This window comes from Bradyrhizobium sp. CIR48, from assembly GCF_014198315.1.
GTDB lineage: Bacteria > Pseudomonadota > Alphaproteobacteria > Rhizobiales > Xanthobacteraceae > Bradyrhizobium.
The window spans coordinates 1-1758 of sequence record NZ_JACIHG010000031.1 but is presented as its reverse complement, the minus strand read 5'-3'; the positions used below and the strand labels follow the sequence as shown (position 1 = coordinate 1758).

The 1758-nt window shown below is 66.5% G+C and carries 2 protein-coding genes and 1 pseudogene; 2 read left to right on the top strand and 1 reads right to left on the bottom strand.

Annotated features, from left to right (window positions below; translation table 11 throughout):
* Positions 1-200: pseudogene (locus tag GGD66_RS41020) on the top strand (alcohol dehydrogenase); the annotation flags it as partial.
* 4 nt (positions 201-204) lie between these two features.
* Complete coding sequence (locus tag GGD66_RS41015; protein ID WP_128966907.1) at positions 205-582, top strand: NUDIX hydrolase; 378 nt, start codon at positions 205-207, stop codon at positions 580-582.
* A 7-nt stretch (positions 583-589) separates the two neighbouring features.
* Here the strand turns inward: GGD66_RS41015 and GGD66_RS41010 are convergent.
* The coding region (locus GGD66_RS41010) for an inositol monophosphatase family protein (protein ID WP_183262267.1) at positions 590-1758 on the bottom strand (1169 nt) is incomplete at its 5' end.

Sequence of the window (1758 nt, the reverse complement as noted above, 5' to 3'; positions counted from 1 at the left end):
CACGCCGGAAGGGGTTGTCGATCAAGTTTTCACGCCGCATGCCTGAGGTCTATCCGCGCGCCATCGCCCTCGCGCAGTCTGGGCAGGTCAAGCTCGCGCCGCTGGCGACCCATAGCTTCTCGCTCGACCAGACGCCTGCCGCGTTCGAGCAGCAGGTCGCGCGGCGCGACGGAATCATCAAGGCGATCATCTGCCCGTAAGGCCATGGCGAAATCATCCAAACTGGTCGTCGCGAGAAAGGGCCGCGTCCTGATGGTGCGGCGCCGGCGCGACGGGCTCTGGATGTTTCCGGGGGGAAGACGGCGGGCAGGCGAGAGCGACAGGCGCTGCCTTCGCCGCGAGATCAAGGAGGAGTTGCCCAAGCTGAAGCTCGGGCCGTTGAAGCTCTGGAAGGAAGTGAAGGCGAAGAAGGGCGGAACCGGCCGGCGGATGAGCGATGCGATCTTCCTGGCCAAGAAGGTGTCGGGGCGCCTGAAGGTCGGCGACAAGAAGGAGATCGACCGCGCGGTTTGGCGGAAGCCGCGCGGCGCCAGATTGACCCCGACCTCGCGCTACATCCGCGACAAGCTGTTTCCGCGATAGCGTTCCGTCATTGCAGCGCCTGGCGCAGAAGCGCCAGCAACTCATCGTGGATCAATCCGTTGGAGGCGATCTTGTCGAGATCGTCGTTGCGGCACGGCCGTCCAGTCAGCGTCGTGACCTTGCCGCCGCCGGCCCACACCATCGGCATCGCGGCCGCGTGCGAGACGATGTCGGCCTTCAGCGAGACAAAGCCGTCGAGGCGGCCCGAGGCCACCATCGTCGTCTCAAAGGCGCCCGAAACGACGATACGCACGCCGCGCACCAGCTTGCCGAGCAGTTCGATGACACGCGCCGTCCGCTGGACTTCCTCGGGCGTGAAATGCGAGGTCAGGATCACGGAGATGACCGCATCCGACAGCGAACGCGTCGAGGAGACGCGGGCCGGCACGCCGTCGATCGTCGCGCCTTCCCCGGCGAGGTAGCGCGCCCTCAATCCAATCTTCGGCGCGTCGATCAGGCCAAGTTTCGTCTCGCCGCCGACCTCGTAGGCGACCGTGACGGAAAACCACGGCAGCCCGCGCGCGTAGTTGATCGTCCCGTCGAGCGGATCGATGATCCAGCGCGCGGCGTGATCTCCCGGGCTTGCGCCGCTCTCCTCGGCCAGGATGCCGGCATCCGGCGTCAGGGCCTTCAGGCCGGCGACGACGATCGCCTCGGAGGCGAGGTCCGCCTCGGTGACGATGTCGAGCCCTTCCTTGCGCTCGGTGTGCAGGGGCGAGAATTGCATCGCGACCAGCCTGGCTGCGGCCTCGTCGACGACCGTGTCCGCGCGGGCCAGCAGGGTCGAAAGGCCGTCACCTCGATCCGTCCTGGGCTGGCGATCGGATACGAATTCGAGCGAGCACCCGTAGTTTCCGATCGGGACCACGTGGCTGCTGACGCCCATGTCCGGCTGCCAGCAATGCAAGGCAAATCCGGGCGGCTCCATGATGAAGCGGTTGGCGTGCCCGGGTCGCAGGTCGAGCGCCACCTGATGTGCCGTGCCGGGGGCGACATAGCCCACGGTGCCCGCATAGCGCGTCGTGATCGAGCGATGGTAGTGGCCGCACAGCACGCGTTCGATTTCGGGATGGTCCTTGATGATTGCGTCGAGCGGATCGGCCCCGATGAGGCGCAGCTCGTCCATCCCGTCGGCTCCGACCAGGAACGGTGGGTGATGAATGATCACGAGCGTCG

Bases quoted from the DNA above. Each gene is read 5' to 3' on its own strand.
- GGD66_RS41015 (WP_128966907.1), top strand. From the start codon at position 205: ATGGCGAAATCATCCAAACTGGTCGTCGCGAGAAAGGGCCGCGTCCTG.